Origin of the sequence: Streptomyces massasporeus (assembly GCF_014648995.1) — a bacterium.
Taxonomy (GTDB): Bacteria; Actinomycetota; Actinomycetes; order Streptomycetales; family Streptomycetaceae; genus Streptomyces; species Streptomyces massasporeus.
Map to the genome: position 1 here is coordinate 57,690 of NZ_BMSE01000013.1, position 15,125 is coordinate 72,814.

At 72.2% G+C, this 15,125-nt stretch carries 13 protein-coding genes; 9 read left to right on the plus strand and 4 right to left on the minus strand.

All coding sequences use genetic code 11. The features are described from left to right. Positions 1-1,065 carry an energy-coupling factor ABC transporter permease gene (locus IE153_RS26045; protein ID WP_189592245.1) on the minus strand — a complete coding sequence of 355 codons (1,065 nt, stop codon included), beginning with the start codon at positions 1,063-1,065 and terminating at the stop codon, positions 1-3. A 168-nt stretch (positions 1,066-1,233) separates the two neighbouring features. On the opposite strand from IE153_RS26045, the gene IE153_RS26050 reads away from it, so the two are divergent. Next, entirely contained in the window at positions 1,234-1,599 is a 366-nt protein-coding gene (locus IE153_RS26050; protein ID WP_189592246.1) for an SsgA family sporulation/cell division regulator, read from the plus strand. A 25-nt stretch (positions 1,600-1,624) separates the two neighbouring features. Here IE153_RS26050 and IE153_RS26055 read toward each other — a convergent pair whose 3' ends face one another. Further along, positions 1,625-3,292 (minus strand): penicillin-binding transpeptidase domain-containing protein, encoded by a 1,668-nt coding sequence (locus IE153_RS26055; RefSeq protein ID WP_189592247.1) that lies wholly within the window; start codon positions 3,290-3,292, stop codon positions 1,625-1,627. Positions 3,293-3,388: 96 nt separating this feature from the next. Continuing rightward, the gene (locus tag IE153_RS26060) at positions 3,389-5,023 is read right to left on the minus strand and encodes a penicillin-binding transpeptidase domain-containing protein (RefSeq protein ID WP_189592248.1); all 1,635 of its coding nucleotides are present in this window, start codon (positions 5,021-5,023) and stop codon (positions 3,389-3,391) included. Positions 5,024-5,205: 182 nt separating this feature from the next. On the opposite strand from IE153_RS26060, the gene IE153_RS26065 reads away from it, so the two are divergent. Further along, a complete protein-coding gene (locus tag IE153_RS26065) occupies positions 5,206-5,763 on the plus strand; it encodes a hypothetical protein (RefSeq protein WP_189592249.1) in 558 nt (185 codons plus the stop codon). A gap of 61 nt (positions 5,764-5,824) precedes the next feature. Here the strand turns inward: IE153_RS26065 and IE153_RS26070 are convergent, their stop codons facing one another. After that, positions 5,825-7,573 carry a dolichyl-phosphate-mannose--protein mannosyltransferase gene (locus tag IE153_RS26070; protein WP_189592250.1) on the minus strand — a complete coding sequence of 583 codons (1,749 nt, stop codon included), beginning with the start codon at positions 7,571-7,573 and terminating at the stop codon, positions 5,825-5,827. A gap of 111 nt (positions 7,574-7,684) precedes the next feature. On the opposite strand from IE153_RS26070, the gene rsmI reads away from it, so the two are divergent. The 7 genes from rsmI to IE153_RS26105 all read left to right on the plus strand — a co-directional run bounded on the left by rsmI (position 7,685) and on the right by IE153_RS26105 (position 15,122). After that, the gene (rsmI, locus tag IE153_RS26075) at positions 7,685-8,533 is read left to right on the plus strand and encodes a 16S rRNA (cytidine(1402)-2'-O)-methyltransferase (protein WP_189592251.1); all 849 of its coding nucleotides are present in this window, start codon (positions 7,685-7,687) and stop codon (positions 8,531-8,533) included. A gap of 287 nt (positions 8,534-8,820) precedes the next feature. Then, positions 8,821-9,249 carry a hypothetical protein gene (locus IE153_RS26080; protein WP_189592252.1) on the plus strand — a complete coding sequence of 143 codons (429 nt, stop codon included), beginning with the start codon at positions 8,821-8,823 and terminating at the stop codon, positions 9,247-9,249. A 93-nt stretch (positions 9,250-9,342) separates the two neighbouring features. Further along, positions 9,343-10,233 carry a TatD family hydrolase gene (locus IE153_RS26085; protein WP_189592253.1) on the plus strand — a complete coding sequence of 297 codons (891 nt, stop codon included), beginning with the start codon at positions 9,343-9,345 and terminating at the stop codon, positions 10,231-10,233. Between the two features lie 126 nt (positions 10,234-10,359). Further along, positions 10,360-11,871, plus strand: coding sequence for a resuscitation-promoting factor (locus tag IE153_RS26090; protein ID WP_189592254.1), 1,512 nt, complete (start codon positions 10,360-10,362; stop codon positions 11,869-11,871). A 153-nt stretch (positions 11,872-12,024) separates the two neighbouring features. After that, the gene (gene rsmA / locus IE153_RS26095; protein WP_189592255.1) at positions 12,025-12,915 is read left to right on the plus strand and encodes a 16S rRNA (adenine(1518)-N(6)/adenine(1519)-N(6))-dimethyltransferase RsmA; all 891 of its coding nucleotides are present in this window, start codon (positions 12,025-12,027) and stop codon (positions 12,913-12,915) included. Beyond that, positions 12,912-13,814 (plus strand): 4-(cytidine 5'-diphospho)-2-C-methyl-D-erythritol kinase, encoded by a 903-nt coding sequence (locus IE153_RS26100; RefSeq protein WP_189592256.1) that lies wholly within the window; start codon positions 12,912-12,914, stop codon positions 13,812-13,814. Before rsmA ends, IE153_RS26100 begins: the two co-directional genes overlap by 4 nt. A gap of 66 nt (positions 13,815-13,880) precedes the next feature. After that, complete coding sequence (locus IE153_RS26105; protein ID WP_189592257.1) at positions 13,881-15,122, plus strand: HEAT repeat domain-containing protein; 1,242 nt, start codon at positions 13,881-13,883, stop codon at positions 15,120-15,122. Positions 15,123-15,125 lie beyond the last annotated feature (3 nt).

Consider the following 15,125-nt stretch of genomic DNA (forward strand, 5'->3'; position numbering starts at 1 on the left):
TCAGACGCTCGTCACGCTGGTCGTGTCCGACGGGGAGGCGTCGTCCGTACGGCGGCGGCGCACGGCCCAGAACACGCCGGTGCCCGCGACGACCGTGACGCCCACGCCGATGACGCCCGCGAGCCCCCCGGACAGGCGGGCGTCGTCGACGTCCTTGACGCCGTAGTCGGCGAGCGGGGAGTCGGCGACCGCGTGCTCCTCGGCCTTCTTGTCGATGCCGTGGTCGGTCGCGACCTTCTCCAGCCCGTCAGGGTTCGCCGAGGCGTAGAAACTGACGAATCCGGCCAGGACCAGGGAGGTGACCAGGCCGGCCGCCCACACCTTGCGGTGCGAGGTCCGGGCGGCCACCGGCGCGGGCTCGGGCTCGGCGCCGGGAGCGTCGACCAGCTCGCCGTTGACCCGCAGCTTGAGCTTCTGCGTCAGTCCGCGCGCCCCGTACACCAGGTCCGGGCGTACGGCGATGACCGCGCCGACGGTGAGGGCGGTGATCACCGCCTCGCCGATGCCGATGAGGACGTGCACGCCGATCATGGCGGTGGCGACCTTGCCGATGGAGACGTCGGTGGTGCCGCCGATCGCGTACATCAGCGTGAAGGCCAGCGCGGCGGCCGGGACGGAGACCAGGGCCGCGACGAAGGAGGCCACCGTCACCGACCGGCGGGTGCGGGGCAGCACCTTCACCAGGCCGCGGAAGAGGGCGTACGCGACGACGGTCGTGACGATCGCCATGTTGGTGATGTTGACGCCGAGCGCGGTCAGACCGCCGTCCGCGAACAGGATGCCCTGCATCAGCAGGACGACGGAGACGCACAGGACCCCGGTGTAGGGGCCCACGAGTATCGCCGCCAGCGCGCCGCCGAGCAGATGGCCGCTGGTGCCCGCCGCGACGGGGAAGTTCAGCATCTGCACGGCGAAGATGAACGCCGCGACCAGTCCGGCCAGCGGCGCCGTGCGCTCGTCGAGTTCGCGGCGTGCGCCGCGCAGGCTCACGGCGACGGCGCCCGCGGCGATCACGCCGGTGGCGGCTGAGGTGGGCGCGTTGATGAATCCGTCAGGTACATGCACCGTTCGATGATGTGGCTTGATGCGAATGGTTTGCAAGAGCGTGATGCTCGTTTTATCTCACCCGTGATATATCAACCCCAAGCGGCGCAATACGGAAAATATGCGACATTGGAGGAAGAGTGGACGGAGAGTTTCCACTCGTATTGCGCACGGTGAAGGGGCCGTCCGATGTCCGTAGTCGAGCAGTACGCGCGAGCCCACATCGTCTCGGACGCGGCCGTGCCGCTCGTGGACGAGCTGGAGGCGGTTCCGGTCACCCTGCGGTACGACCCCGACCATGATCCCCGTTCGGTACGGATGACCCTGCCCGGCAGCGGGGGACATGAGTGGATCTTCGGCCGCGATCTGCTGGAGGAGGGGCTGCGGGCCCCCACCGGGAGCGGCGAGGTGCGGGTGTGGCCGTGCGGCCGGGTGCAGGTCGTCGTCGAGTTCCACTCCGCGCAGGGCGTGTCGGTGGTGCAGTTCGAGCGGCAGGCGCTGCTGCGGTTCCTGCGGCGGACGTACATGGCCGCCGCGGAACCCGTGACGCACTGAGCCCGGGACCCACTGAACCCGAGGGTCAGCCGCCCATCTTCAGCAGCGCCGCCACGATCGGGCCGGCCGTCGAGCCGCCGTGCCCGCCCTGCTGGACGACGCCCGCGGCGGCCAGGTCGCCCCGGTAGGCCGTGAACCAGCCGTTCGGCTTCTTCTGCCCGTCGACCTCGGCGGACCCGGTCTTCGCGCCGACATCGCCGCCGACCCCCGCCATCGCCTCCGCCGCCGTGCCGTACGCGGCCGTGTACGACATCAGCTCACGCAGCTGGGACAGGGTGCTCGCCGGCATCGTGCGCGCGGCCTTCGCCAGCTTGCGTCCGTCCACGTCCGGGGAGACCAGGTAGGGCTGGTGGAAGGTGCCGGACTTGACCGTCGCCGACACCGACGCCATGTTCAGCGGGTTCATGCGGACCCCGCCCTGCCCGATCAGCGAGGCGCCCATCTGGGCCGCCGACTGCACCGGCACGGCGCCGTCGAAGGTCGGCACACCGATGGCCCAGTTGTTCAGCCCCAGGCCGTAGACCTGCTGGGCCTCCTTGGTGAGGTCGTCGTCCTTCAGCTTCGGCGCCTGGCTGATGAAGGCCGTGTTGCAGGAGCGGGCGAAGCTCGCCTTGAAGGTGCCGTTCTTGATCTCGAACTTGTCGTCGTTCTGGAACTTCCAGTGGCCGTACGTGAAGTACTTCGGGCACGGGTGCTTCTTGTCCGCCGAGGCCAGGCCCTTCTCCAGCAGCAGCGACGAGGTGATGACCTTCATCGTGGAGCCGGGAGCCAGGGAGCCCTGGAAGGCGGTGTTGAAGCCGGGGGAGGCGTTGGCGGCGGCCAGGATCTCGCCGGTCGACACGCGCAGCAGGACCACCGACGAGCGCGCCTTCTTCCCGACCTGCTTCTCGGCAGCCGCCTGGAGGGCCGGGTCCAGCGTGGTCTTCACCGTGCCGGGCGTGCCCTTGCTCAGCTCCAGCAGGGTCTTGTCGGAGAGGTCCTTGGCCTTGGCGGCCTTGCCGCGCACGACCCGGAGCTCGATGCCGGCCTTGCCACCCGCCTTCTTGCCGTACTTCTCGCGCAGTCCGTCCAGGATCGGGCCGATCGAGGCGTACTCGGCCTTGGTCAGCTCGCCGCCGTCCCGGTCGAGGGCCTTGACCGGAGGCGTCCCCGCCTCGCCGGTGACCAGCTCGTCGCCGTCCTTCAGGTCCGGGTGGACGACCGCGGAGTGCCAGTCGACCAGGGGCTTTCCGTCGGTGGTGCGGCGCGTGACGGTCAGCGCGCTGTCGTAGGTCAGCGGCTTGTCGGTGCCCTTGTAGGACACCGTGCCCTTGACGGAGAACGGCACCTTGTCGCCGGTGGGACTGCCCGGGGTGAGGGTGACGTCCTTGATGTGGGCGTCCTTGGTGTAGCCGGTGAGCAGCGGCCGGGCCGCGGAGGGGTCGTCGGTGACCGCGGCGGCCCGGGGGACCTTTCCGGACTGCCAGGCGGTGAGGAAGGCGCGGGCGGTGGTGGTGACTTCGGCCCGCGACAGCGGGCCGGTCTTCACCTCGGGCTTCCCGTCCGACGCCCGCGTTCCGTCGTCGGCAGCGGCGCCGCCGCCGTACAGCGCGTAGGCCCCGGCCCCGGCACCCACGACGACCACGGCGATCATCCCGCCGATCACGGCGGGTCTCGTCTTCCGTCGCTCGGCGACGCGCCTTCTGTTGCCCACTGCTGTTCGTTCCTCCGCGAATCCCCAGGGTCCCCGTTGCCCTCAGCTGTCCCAACGACGGCCACCACCCTAGAGTCCCGGCCCTCGAAGGTGAGATCAGCCACCTGTTCGTAGCACGGCTGCGACAATCGGCCCGGCCGCGTCGCCGCCGTGGCCGCCCTCCTCGGTCATGGCCGCCGCCGCGATGTCGCCCCGGAACCCGGTGAACCAGCTGTTGGACTTGGCGTTGCCGTCCACCTCGGCGGAACCGGTCTTGGCGCCGATGTCGCCGCCGAGTCCGGCCATGGCCTGCATGGCGGTGCCCTGCGTGGCGGTGAGCCGCATCATCTGCTTGAGCTGGGCGGCGGTGCTCGACCGCAGACCGCGGGCCTGGGCCAGCTCCCGGCCGTCCAGCTTCGGCGAGACCAGGTAGGGCTGGCGGAAGGCGCCGGTGATCGCGGTCGAGGTGACCGAGGCCATGTTCAGCGGGCTCATCTGGACCTGGCCCTGCCCGATGGCGCCCGCCGCCCGGTCCGGCCCGTCGACCGCGGGGACGCTGCCGTCGAACGACACGATGCCGGTCTTCCAGTTGTCCTGCCCCAGACCGAAGCGCTCCTCGGCCTCCTGGGTCAGCGAGGCGTCCGTGAGCGGCTTCTCGTCGATGAGCTTGATGAAGGCGGTGTTGCAGGACCGCATGAAGCTGTTCGCGAGCGTGGCGTTCTCGTTGGGCTTCATGTTCGTGAGGTTCTTGAAGGTCTGGCTCTGCCACACGGCGGTGTCGGGGCAGGGGGCCGGGCCGTTCATCGAGGTCACGCCGTTGTCGATGAGCATCGCGGCGGTGATGATCTTCATGGTGGAGCCGGGTGCCGCCTGACCCTCGAAGGCCGCGTTGAAGCCGTCCGTACGGTTGTTGGCCACGGCCAGCACCTCGCCGGTGCTGGGCTTGACGGCCACCACCGACGACTGGGCGAACCGCTTGACCGCCTTCTCGGCCGCCGCCTGCGCGCTCGGGCTGATGGTGGTGGTGAGCTTGCCCGGCTTGCCCTTGGCGAGGGTGAGCAGCGGGGTGTCGGGAGCGCCGTCGCCGTCGTGCCGGATGACCAGCTCGATGCCCGGGCTGCCGCCGGCCTTCTCGCCGTACTTGTCGCGCAGGGCGTCCAGGACCGGGCCGAGGGAGGGGTACTTCTCCTTCGTCAGCTCGGTGCCGTCGCGGCCCACGGCCTCGATGGGCGGGGTGGCCGACTGCTCGGTGACGAGGGTGTCGTCCTTCTTCAGCTCCGGATGCACGACGGACGGCTGCCAGTCGACCAGCGCCCGTCCCGTGGTCAGCCCGCGCACGACCTTCAGCTCGCTCTTGTAGCTCAGCGGCTCGGACTTCCCGTCGTAGGCCACCTTCGCCTTCACCGTGTACGGCACGGTGGTGTCCCGGGCCGCACCGGGCGTGATCTTCACGTCGGTGATGTGCGCGTCGTCGGCGAAGGCGCCGAGCAGCTGCTCGGCGGCCGTGTCGTTGTTGGTGTACGACGCAGCCTCCGCGGCCGCTCCCGTCTGCCAGGCCGCGAAGAACTTGGCGGTGGTCTCCTTGACCTCGTCCTCGCCGGGCGGCCCCGTCCGCTTCTCCGAGGCGACCCCGGCCGCGCCGCCCCCGTCACCGTTCAAGGCGCTCACGATGTTGTAGGCGCCGTACCCGGCCCCACCCACCATCACCGCGAACACCCCGCCTATGACGGCGGCTTTGACCCCCTTGCTCATAGGGCGGTCCCCTCCCCGTTGAGCCTTCCGCGTCCCGTTGAACGCGTTCAGAAAGCTCGAATCCCGGGAGCACTCTATGCGTAAGCGGTTACTAACGGGACGGGCGTTTCGATTTTTGACCGAACAGGGCTCAGGCCCAGAGGTGAGCCCGGGCCTGAGCGCGCTCACTTCCATGGCAGACAATGCCTGATGTGGATCAAGGAATTGCCGGGCTCGCAGGAGCCATAGCGGGCGGATTGATCGGCATCGTCGGCACACTCGGCGCCGCCCGGATGACAGGGCGAGCGCAGGAGCAGACCCAGCGCGCACAGTGGCGGCGCCAGGTCCGGCGCGACGCCTACAGCCAGTTCATCAGCAGAGCCTCCCAGGCCATTGCGGTGGCGGAGGCGGCGCACCAGGCCGCCCGGGACAACACGCCTGAGGCCGCTGAGTCCTACAAGGTGCTCGTGAAGGCTCAAGCGGCCCTGGAGGAGGCGTACGTCCTGGTACAGCTCGAGGGGCCCGCGCAGGCGGCCGAGGCTGCAGATGAAGCCCACAGCGAGGTCCTGGGCTGGAAGATCAATATCGGCTGGCTGCTCGAGGAAAGCCCTCGCGTCGGTCGCGACCGGGCTCTGCGCGAGGCCGCCGGTGCGAGCCTGCTGGCGGTCGACCGACTCCACGACTTCACGGAGGTCTGCCGGGAGTTGCTGGACGAGGACGAGAAACCGGGCCGTCCGAAGAGGCCCGGCGCCGGCCACTGACGGCCGGACACGACCGTGACGGCCCGGCACCCTGCGGGACCGTCACGGCGCGTGTGCCCGGCTAGACCCATGTATCCAGCCACATCCGCGACCGCCAGTCGTCGATCGGGATCGCCTGGCCGGTGTACAGGGGCCAGAAGTAGATGAAGTTCCAGGTGATCAGGAGGACCAGGACGCCCGCGGCGGTGGCGCCTGCGACGCGGCGGGTGTCCGTGGAGCGGGGTGGGCCGATGATCGCGCCGAGGAGCATCGCCACCGCCAGGCACAGGAACGGCAGGAAGACGACGGCGTAGAAGAAGAAGATCGTGCGCTCCTGGTACATGAACCAGGGGAGGTAGCCGGCCGCGATGCCGCAGGCGATGGCGCCCGCGCGCCAGTCGCGGCGGAAGAACCAGCGCCACAGGACGTAGAGGACCGCGAAGCAGGCGACCCACCACAGCATCGGCGTGCCGAGGGCGAGGACCTCGCGGGCGCACTTCTCGCCCGCGTCGGCGGGGCAGCCGTCCTTGCCGGGGGCCGGGGACTCGTAGAAGTACGAGACGGGGCGGCCGAGGACGAGCCAGCTCCACGGGTTGGACTGGTACGTGTGCGGCGAGGACAGGCCGACGTGGAACTCGTACACCTGGTGTTCGTAGTGCCACAGGCTGCGCAGCCAGTCGGGCAGGAACGTCCAGCTGCCGCCCTTGCCGCTGGTCGCGGCCCAGTTGCGGAAGTAGCCGCCGGAGCCGTTCGTCGCGGAGAGGATCCAGCCGGTCCAGGCCAGGACGTAGGTGAGCAGGGCGACCGGGACCGTGGCGAGGAACGCGAGGCCCGTGTCGCGCTTGAGGACCGCCGCGTACGGGTGACGGGCGCCGGCGACCCGGCGCGAACCGACGTCCCACAACACCGCCATCAGGCAGAACGCGGCCAGGATGTAGAGGCCGTTCCACTTCGTGCCGATGGCCAGGCCCAGCATCAGGCCCGTCGCCCAGCGCCAGGGGCGCCATCCCAGGCGGGCCGTCTCCGCCGTGTGCCGGTCGGGCCGGGCCCGGCCGTCCTCGTCCAGCGGCAGTGCGGCGGCGAGTTTCGCGCGGGCCCTGTCCCGGTCGACCAGCAGACAGCCGAACGCGGCCAGCACGAAGAACATCAGCACGCCGTCGAGCAGCGCCGTCCGGCTCATCACGAAGTGCAGTCCGTCCACCGCCATCAGCGCGCCCGCGAGACACCCCAGGAAGGTGGAGCGGAACAGGCGGCGGCCGATCCGGCACAGCAGCAGCACCGACAGCGTGCCGAGCAGCGCCGTCATGAACCGCCAGCCGAACGGATCGAACCCGAACATCAGCTCGCCGAGCCCGATGACGTACTTGCCGACCGGCGGGTGCACCACGTACGCCGCGTCCGTCGGAAGCGTGACGTGCCCGCCCGAGGACAGGACCAGGTCGTTGGCGTTCTTGTCCCAGTTGAGCTCGAACCCGCGGTGGACCAGCGCCCACGCGTCCTTGGCGTAGTACGTCTCGTCGAATATCACCGCCCTGGGGCTGCCCAGGTTCCAGAACCGCAGCACACCCGCCAGCAGCGTGACCAGCAGCGGGCCGATCCAGCCCGACCAGCGCACCAGCCGCAGCGCGAGAGGGTGCGGGACGCCGAGCGCCGCCCACAGGCGCGGGGAGGGCTCGGTGTACGGCGGCACCAGGCGGTCACGGACGTCGCCGGCGGCGCTTCTGGGCTGCCCCTGGTAGCCGAAGCGGCGCAGCCGCTGCTGCCAGGACGGCCGCTGGTCGAGCGGCGCCTGGCCCTGCCGGGTGTCCGTGGAGGACGCGGTACTGGTCACCGCGCCATCGTAGGGAACCGTTCTGTGTGAGTCCCGTGCATGGCCGGTATGCGTCCGCATCCTCCGCCCCTGGGAGGAGTCCGCACCCCCCGCCCCTGGGAGGATGGGAGCGTGATCGGAACCCTCGTACTCGCAGGCACCCCCATCGGCGACATCGCGGACGCCCCGCCCCGGCTCGCCGAGGAACTGGCCGGAGCCGATGTGATCGCCGCCGAGGACACGCGGCGGCTGCGCCGGCTGACCCAGGCGCTCGGCGTCACGCCCAAGGGCCGGGTGGTGTCGTACTTCGAGGGCAACGAGTCCGCCCGGACGCCGGAGCTGGTCGACGAGCTGGTCGGCGGCGCGCGGGTGCTGCTGGTGACCGACGCGGGGATGCCGTCGGTGTCCGACCCGGGGTACCGGCTGGTCGCCGCCGCGGTCGAGCGGGACGTGCGGGTCACCGCCGTGCCAGGCCCGTCCGCGGTGCTCACCGCGCTCGCGCTGTCGGGGCTGCCCGTCGACCGGTTCTGCTTCGAGGGGTTCCTGCCGCGCAAGGCGGGGGAGCGGCTGGGCCGGCTGCGGGAGGCCGCCGACGAGCGGCGCACGCTCGTCTACTTCGAGGCGCCCCACCGGCTCGACGACACGCTGTCGGCGATGGCCGAGGTGTTCGGGGCGGAGCGGCGGGCCGCGGTGTGCCGGGAGCTGACCAAGACGTACGAGGAAGTACGGCGGGGCGGGCTCGGGGAGCTGGCCGAGTGGGCGGCCGAGGGCGTGCGCGGGGAGATCACGGTCGTCGTGGAGGGCGCGCCGGAGAAGGGGCCCGAGGAGGTCGGGCCGGAGGAGCTGGTGCGGCGGGTGCGGGTGCGGGAGGAAGCGGGGGAGCGGCGCAAGGAGGCGATCGCCGCGGTGGCGGTGGAGGCCGGGGTGCCGAAGAGGGTTGTGTTCGATGCGGTGGTCGCTGCGAAGAACGCCGGGGTGTGAGCCGGGTTCGGGGTGGGGGCCGGAGTGCTTGGCGGGGTGCGCGTTGTGTGTGGTTGATCGCACAGTTCCCCGCGCCCCTGAAGGGGCGCTGAACACCCTCTGAGCAGGGCGCATGTCGTTTGAGCGTGCGCCCCATGCGTGGGCAAAGCGCAAGGGGCGCAGGGGCAAGGGACGCCCAAATCGGGGCCAACAGTCGACAGGTCTGCTGCCATCGGTCCGGCCGAGGAGTCCACTGGGTTGCGGGGACGGCATCGTCCTCACGCCACAGCGGACCAACAGGAGCTGGCATGAGTGAGATCGCAGGGCAGACCGGGCTCCGCGCCGGTGCGACCGCAGTCGTCAACGAGTCCTACTCCTTCGCCTGCATGAGGTGCGGGCACGGCTGGGAGCAGTCGTACGAGATAGAGCACCACACGGACGCCGCGGGTCACGAGTTCGTCCTCTACGTCGCGGACGGCAAGGTGGTGCCCTCCCCGCTGAGCAAGCCCGAGTGCCACAACTGCGACAGTCACGTCGTGCGGATCATGCGGCCCGGGCGGGTCGCCTCGGCGCGTGACGCGGCGCACCGGCCCTCCCGCGTGCCACCGCCCGGTGGGCCGGTGGAGGCGCCCACCGCGGACGCGGAGTCCGGGGCGACGGCCGACCAGGAGCAGCGCGAGCACCACCACTGGCACCTGTCCGACCTGCTGCACCCCTTCCAGCGCAAGGCGAGCTGACCCGTCCGGCTTCCCTTGTCCGACGCCCTCCCCGGTCCTCCCCCATCGGGGAGGGCGTGCCCCTCTCGCAGACCCCTTTCGTAGGATCGGGGCATGCCTTCGAACGACAACGGCCGCCAGGACAAGAACGCGGCCCCGCCCCTCCCGGAGCCCCTCCGGGTGCCGGTCGCCGACTCCCACACACACCTGGACATGCAGTCCGGCACGGTCGAGGAGGCGCTGGTGAAGGCGGCGTCGGTCGGAGTGACGACGGTCGTGCAGGTCGGCTGCGACATCAAGGGATCGCGGTGGGCCGCGGAGACGGCCGCCGCGCACGACGCCGTCCACGCGACGGTCGCCCTGCACCCGAACGAGGCGCCCCGGATCGTGCACGGCGACCCCGACGGCTGGTCGCGGCAGGGCGCCCGCGAGCCCGGCGGCCCGGCGGCCCTGGACGACGCGCTCGCCGAGATCGACCGGCTCGCCGCGTTGCCCCAGGTCAAGGGCGTCGGTGAGACGGGCCTCGACTACTTCCGCACCGGGCCCGAGGGCAAGGACGCGCAGGAGCTGTCGTTCCGCGCCCACATCGAGATCGCCAAGCGGCACGGCAAGGCCCTGGTCATCCACGACCGCGAGGCCCACACCGACGTCCTGCGCGTGCTGAAGGAGGAGGGCGCCCCCGAGCGGACCGTCTTCCACTGCTACTCCGGCGACGCCGAGATGGCGCGGATCTGCGCGAGCGCGGGCTACTTCATGTCCTTCGCCGGCAACGTCACCTTCAAGAACGCCCAGAACCTGCGGGACGCGGTGGCGGTGGCCCCACCGGAACTCCTCCTCGTGGAGACGGACGCGCCCTTCCTCACCCCGGCGCCCTACCGCGGCCGGCCCAACGCCCCGTACCTCGTGCCGATCACCGTGCGGGCCATGGCCGAGGTGCGCGGCGTCGACGAGGACACGCTGGCCACGGCCCTCGGCGCCAACACGGCACGCGCGTTCGGGTACTGACCCCCCGCCGCCGACCTCACCGCACGACTGTGCGTAGTCGCGTCGCTTTGGAGAGTGACGACCGCTCCGCTAGGTTCTGGGGGCCCGATCCGGACCCCTCTGGACCCCTCCGGCCCCTGGAGCGGCGTGAGCAACGCGCGGTACGAGACGTACGAGACGTATGGCCCGGCCTACGCCGACCCGGTGTACGGCGGTTTCGGTGCGCCACCGGCCGATCTGCACAGCGCCGAGACGCTCGCCCTCGGGACACCCGGGGCCCCCGGCGGCTACGAGGACACCTACCGGCCCGCCTATGAGGCACCGACCCTGCCCTCCTACGAGGTGCGGACCCGGCCCGCCCATGAGGCGCCGACTCTGCCCGACTACGAGGTGCCGACCCTGCCCGGCCTCCCCCGGCAGGGCGGGCCGGACGACGAGCCCGGGTCCGGGTTCGCGGGGTACACCGACCCGGGCACGGGTGCGCGCGCCGGGTCGCGTGCCGCGGCGCGCAACGGCTCGCACCGCAGGTCCGCGCGCCGGCGCAAGGCGCGCTACGCCGAGCGCCCCGACAGCCCCATGCGACGGCTGCTCCCGCAGGCCCTGGTCGTCGCCTTCCTCGCGGGCGGCACCACGGCGTTCGTCGCCAAGGACAAGGCGATCGAGCTGAACGTCGACGGCGAGACCCGCACGCTGCACACCTTCGCCGACGACGTCACCGAGCTGCTGACGGAGGAGGGCGTCGAGATCGGCGCCCACGACGTCGTGGCGCCCGGGCCCGGCACGGAGATCAGCAGCGGCGACGAGGTCGCCGTCCACTACGCCCGCCCCGTGCGGCTCACCCTCGACGGACACCGCCGTCAGGTGTGGACGACCGCCCACACGGTGGAGGGCGCGCTGCGGCAGCTCGGCGTACGGCAGGAGGGCGCGTACCTCTCCACCTCGCGCTCCCGGCGCATCGGGCGCGAGGGGCTCGCGCTGGACGTGCGGACCGAGCGCACGGTCACGATCATGGCGGACGGCCGCGCCCGCACGGTACGCACCAACGCGGCGACCGTACGGGAGGCCGTCGAGGAGGCCGGGATCACCCTGCACGGCCAGGACGCCACCTCGGTCCCGCAGGGCAGCTTCCCGCGCGACGGGCAGACCGTGACCGTGCTGCGGATCACCGGCGGCAAGGAGGTCCGCGAGGAGCCGATCCCCTTCCAGGTGCGGCGGACGGAGGACCCGACGCTGTTGCGGGGCACGGAGGTCGTGGAGCGGGCGGGCGAACCCGGCCTGCGCCGGGTCACCTTCGCCCTGCGCACGGTCAACGGCGTCCGGCAGAAGCCGCGCCGCATCAAGTCCGAGGTGGTGCGCGAACCACGTCCCCAGGTGGTGAAGGTCGGCACCAGGCAGCGCCCGGCCTCGGTGCAGGGCGCCGACCACCTCGACTGGCAGGGCCTCGCGGCCTGCGAATCCGGCGGCCGGCCCGACGCGGTCGACTCCTCGGGCACCTACGGCGGCCTCTACCAGTTCGACACCCGGACCTGGCAGGCCCTCGGCGGCAGCGGACGCCCCCAGGACGCACCCGCGGCGGAGCAGACATACCGGGCGAAGAAGCTGTATGTGCGACGGGGCGCAAGCCCATGGCCCCACTGCGGCGGCCGCTTGCACGGATGACAACCCGGCTGCGGGCAATCGTGCCGCGAAGGGCGGCCCCGTCCCACAGAGAGCGGCACCCCGCGGCGCCGGACTGCGCAACGCCCCGGCCCGGCACCAGCGCCGAGCAATCAGGAAACCGGGCCCTGCAGAACCCCCCGTACCCTTGTCCCCGTGACCAGCAGCCCCACGCCCGACGCCCTCCTGGGCCCCGCCGACATCCGCGAGCTCGCGGCAGCCCTCGGCGTGCGCCCGACCAAGCAACGCGGACAGAACTTCGTGATCGACGCGAACACCGTCCGCCGTATCGTCCGCACCGCGCAGGTCCGCCCCGGCGACGTGGTCGTCGAGGTCGGCCCGGGCCTCGGCTCGCTCACCCTCGCGCTGCTGGAGGCCGCCGACCGGGTCACGGCGGTGGAGATCGACGACGTGCTGGCCGGCGCGCTGCCCGCGACCGTCACGGCCCGCATGCCCGAGCGCGCTGACCGGTTCGCCCTGGTCCACTCGGACGCCATGCACGTCACCGAGCTGCCGGGCCCCGCCCCGACCGCGCTGGTCGCCAACCTGCCCTACAACGTGGCCGTCCCGGTGCTGCTGCACATGCTCGACACCTTCCCGACCATCGAGCGCACCCTCGTCATGGTCCAGGCGGAGGTCGCCGACCGGCTCGCCGCCCCGCCCGGCTCCAAGGTCTACGGCGTCCCCTCGGTCAAGGCCAACTGGTACGCCGAGGTCAAGCGCGCCGGTTCCATCGGCCGGAACGTGTTCTGGCCGGCGCCCAACGTCGACAGCGGCCTGGTCTCCCTGGTCCGCCGGAGCGAGCCGCTGAAGACGACCGCCGCCAAGCGCGAGGTGTTCGCCGTCGTCGACGCGGCGTTCGCCCAGCGCCGCAAGACGCTGCGGGCCGCCCTCTCCGGCTGGGCCGGATCCGCCGCCGCGGCCGAGGAGGCCCTCGTCGCCGCCGGGGTCTCGCCGCAGGCCCGGGGCGAGTCGCTGACCGTGGAAGAGTTCGCGCGGATCGCCGAGCACAAGGCGAACCGGCACCAGGAGAAGGAGACCGCGTGAGCGTCACGGTCCGCGTCCCGGCCAAGGTCAATGTCCAGCTGGCGGTCGGCGCCGCCCGCACCGACGGCTTCCACGACCTCGCCAACGTCTTCCTCGCGGTCGGCCTCTACGACGAGATCACCGTCACCCCGGCCGACGAGCTCCGCGTCACCTGCGAGGGCCCGGACGCCGACCAGGTCCCCCTGGACCGTACGAACCTGGCCGCGCGGGCCGCCGAAGCGCTCGCCGAACGCCACGGCCGCAGCCCCGACGTGCACCTCCACATCGCCAAGGACATCCCCGTCGCCGGCGGCATGGCGGGCGGCAGCGCGGACGGCGCCGGCGCCCTGGTGGCCTGCGACGCGTTGTGGGGGACCGGCGCCTCCCGCGACGAACTCCTGGAGATCTGCGCCGAGCTGGGCAGCGACGTGCCGTTCAGCCTGGTCGGCGGCGCCGCCCTCGGCATCGGGCGGGGCGAGCAGCTGACGCCCCTGGAGGTCGGCGGCACCTTCCAGTGGGTGTTCGCGATGGCCGGACGGGGCCTGTCCACTCCGGCGGTCTTCCGCGAGTTCGACCGGCTCGGCGAGGGCACGGACATCCCCGACCCCGTCGCCTCCGGGGAGCTCCTCGCCGCCCTCGCCAAGGGTGACCCGGACGCGCTCGCCGCGGCCGTCTCCAACGACCTCCAGCCCGCCGCCCTCTCCCTCTTCCCGGAACTCGCCGGCACCCTGGCCGCGGGCCGGGCCGCGGGCGCCCTGACCGCACTCGTCTCCGGCTCCGGCCCGACCACGGCCTTCCTGGTCCGCGACCCGGAGTCGGCTGCCGCGGTGGCGCAGGCCCTGCTGGCGTCCGGGACCTGCCGGACGGTCCGCACGGCGTCGGGCCCGGCGCCCGGGGCCACGGTGGCGGCCGCCGGTTAATCACGTGCCCCGGCAGCCGCCGGGTGTCTAGGCTCCCCCGGGTCGTCGACGAGGGGGAGCACTGGCGTGGAGCGACTGGTCGAGGCCGTGCGGCGCTCGGACCCGGACGAGGTCCGGGCCCTGCTGGAGGACGGGGCCGACCCCGACACCCTCGCGGATGGCCTGCCGGTCCTCTGCCTGGCCGTGGCGGCGTACGACACACCCGTCGTCGAGGCCCTGCTCGAAGGCGGTGCCGACGCCCTTCACCCGCTGCCCGACGGGAGCACGCCGCTGACGCGGGCCGTGGACGGCGGGGCACACCTCCTGACCCACGCGCTCGCCACCAGCCGGATCCCGCTCCCGGCACCGGCGCGCGCGGACATGCTGGCCCGGGCCCGACGGTGGGCCGAGGCGGGTGCGGAGGCCGAACTGCGCCGCATCACAGGCCTCACCGGGCCCATCGAGCGGATCAGGGTCGTGGACGACGAGATCGGCTGGTGGTGCGAGCAGCTCACGCTCGGCGGAACGACCGTGCGCGACGAGCACGGGGCGATCCTCACCTCCATGGAACAGGGCTACGGGATCCGTACGCCCTTCGACGAGCTGGTGGACCGCGCCCTCGCCCACCCCGACCGGGACCACGTCGTCTGGTCGGACGTGGTGTCCACCCTCGGCCGCCGGCTGGACGAGGAGACCTGGCAGTGGACCCGGGACCTCCTCAACCACCCCGACCGGCTGCACCGCCTGCTCGCGGCGGAGATCCTGCTGTTCCTGATCCTCGGCGACCCCCTCAAGGGGGGTGATCCGTTCTGGGAGCGGGGCAGGGAGCTGGTGCCCTGGGCCGAACAGGAGGAGGACCCGGAGGTACTGGCCGCCCTCCTGAACGCGATGACCCACGACAGCGCCCCCGAGATCGAGGCCGTGGGACTGTCGCACCTCACCCACCCGGACCCGAGGGTGCGCGCCCAGGTGCCGGACACCCTGGAGCGCTCCGAGGACGGCCGCTCCCAGGTCCGCCCCGAGAGCCTCGCCATGGTGCTCACCCTGGCCGGTGACGAGGACCCAGGCGTGCGCGAGGCCGCGTGCCGCTGGCTCGGGCACTACCGGGGAAGCGAGCCCGAGGTGGGGGACACCCTGGTCGCCCTCACCCGTGACGAGCGTCAGGAGATCCGCATCGACGCCGTGTCCGGCCTGGCCTACCGCGACGATCCGCGCTGCGTGGAGGCCGAGCACCGGATCGGTCCCCGCGACCCGGATCAGCCGTTCGACGAGAGGCTGATGGACGTGTGGCGCTACCAGCGCCGCCGGGAGGACGCCGACGGCTCCTGAACG

What these genes read in the sequence shown, in the direction of transcription:
- IE153_RS26065 (WP_189592249.1), top strand. Translation starts at nt 5,206, where the DNA reads ATGCCTGATGTGGATCAAGGAATTGCCGGGCTCGCAGGAGCCATAGCG.
- IE153_RS26060 (WP_189592248.1), bottom strand. Translation starts at nt 5,023, where the DNA reads ATGAGCAAGGGGGTCAAAGCCGCCGTCATAGGCGGGGTGTTCGCGGTG.
- IE153_RS26050 (WP_189592246.1), top strand. Translation starts at nt 1,234, where the DNA reads ATGTCCGTAGTCGAGCAGTACGCGCGAGCCCACATCGTCTCGGACGCG.
- IE153_RS26080 (WP_189592252.1), top strand. Translation starts at nt 8,821, where the DNA reads ATGAGTGAGATCGCAGGGCAGACCGGGCTCCGCGCCGGTGCGACCGCA.
- IE153_RS26085 (WP_189592253.1), top strand. Translation starts at nt 9,343, where the DNA reads ATGCCTTCGAACGACAACGGCCGCCAGGACAAGAACGCGGCCCCGCCC.